The sequence below is a fragment of the Pseudoalteromonas sp. MMG013 genome (genome assembly GCF_018100885.1).
Taxonomy (GTDB): Bacteria; Pseudomonadota; Gammaproteobacteria; order Enterobacterales; family Alteromonadaceae; genus Pseudoalteromonas; species Pseudoalteromonas aurantia.
Map to the genome: position 1 here is coordinate 1 of NZ_JAGJEE010000078.1, position 1,469 is coordinate 1,469.

Annotated in this window: 3 protein-coding genes; all 3 read right to left on the reverse strand. The window is 36.1% G+C overall.

What is annotated here, in order from left to right; all coding sequences use genetic code 11:
- Window positions 1–219 precede the first annotated feature (219 nt).
- Window positions 220–393: a hypothetical protein gene (locus J8L98_RS24390; RefSeq protein ID WP_210998651.1), complete on the reverse strand. Its 174-nt coding sequence runs from the start codon at window positions 391–393 to the stop codon at window positions 220–222.
- Between the two features lie 97 nt (window positions 394–490).
- On the reverse strand, window positions 491–1,027 hold the full coding sequence (locus tag J8L98_RS24395; protein WP_210998652.1) for a hypothetical protein: 537 nt from the start codon (window positions 1,025–1,027) through the stop codon (window positions 491–493).
- A 3-nt stretch (window positions 1,028–1,030) separates the two neighbouring features.
- A partial coding sequence (locus J8L98_RS24400; RefSeq protein WP_210998653.1) for a hypothetical protein occupies window positions 1,031–1,469 on the reverse strand: 439 nt, incomplete at its 5' end.

A 1,469-nucleotide genomic window follows, 5' to 3' on the forward strand; every position in this document is an offset into this window, starting at 1 on the left:
AGAACTTGAATTCGGGGTTGATGCTTGAAGCCAAATATCGAGAACTAACTCACTATCTTCTTATTTATATTGTCTGATCATCTTCGATTCATCCATCGTGAACTATAAAAATATTAAGTCACATTATGACGGCTCCAACGATCAAATAATTGAATATTTGCGACAACTTAGAGCTGACTTTGTCGCGAAAAAATCCCTATTTAGTGTTTATGCAGCACATTATTTATGCAGCATAATTGACACTATTTCATTGAAGAAAGTCATCGTGGCATCATCGAGTACTTCTTCACTGACATATCTATCTACCAATAAATCACCACTGTAAAGTTGATACCAACGCTTAATAACGTTATCAGCTGACCAATAAAGCACGGTTTGCTTATTTACTTTCACAATAAGAAATTTGTGCCTGTCCCATCTTATTCGCTGCCAAATTCGGCTAGCTAAAATAACTAGCCGAATTTGGTCGAGTGCCACTTTAAATTTTTATTTACGCGTTACTTCTTTTTTCTACTTTTAATATGCAAGGAATATCTAATGATTGATCTTTTCCATTGACTCTTGCTGTAGGCCCTTCTCCCTTAAGTAAAATGTAGTGTATTCTAAGTTCATCTCCTAGAGAGAAATATTTAGAATTTGTTATATTCTTACCCCAACAACCACTAGGTGAGTGACGAGTTGGACTAGGTCTAAATAACTCAACGTTTTCAATTGTAACTTTCTCACCTATCTCCGGGTCATAAGTAGTAATTATATCGGCCTTTGTTAATTCACCCTCTAAAACGGTTACGCTTATGCTTTCATTTAAAACTTCACTTCTCGCTAATACCTCTAAACGGCTATTAATAATTATTCCTAATAAAAATACTGCCATCAAAGTTAAGCCTGTTTTTGTTATTGACTTATTTTCATGTCTAACGTTAGTAAGGAAAAAGCAAACTATAACTAGTGTGAAAATTAACAAATATTCGTCCCCTACCACCCCCCCAACTTCATAAATTGGGTCCCAAACTAAGCTACCATTCACTACTTACTCCTTATGAAAAAAATTATTAAGTGCAAAAACGGTTTTACCAAATATACCTAAATTTACCGAGAAACTTGTTACATTAGGTGCATAACTCAATGAGTCAGTAACCAGCAGAGGCCCAGTACCATTAAATTTCATACCCGCAGAAACTCCAAAACGATACCCTTCTGTATCTGAGAACTTAGTATTGAATGAAGGTGCGCTTTCATGCAATTGCCCTGCTACCGCACCAGCATATATGGAAGCTGGCTTTTCTTTTGAGAGCATGAATTTTTTAAGGCCTGATGGTACACCTAATCTATCTATACCTGCTTCAAGCGGCTTACCTAAAACAGCATCAGCTAGTTCAATATCTATAGCTGTTGTATGTTGGTAACCTGTCACATGGTCTATTGCTGAAGAAGTAAATGCCTTTTCGGTCATTAATACGTTTGCGTTT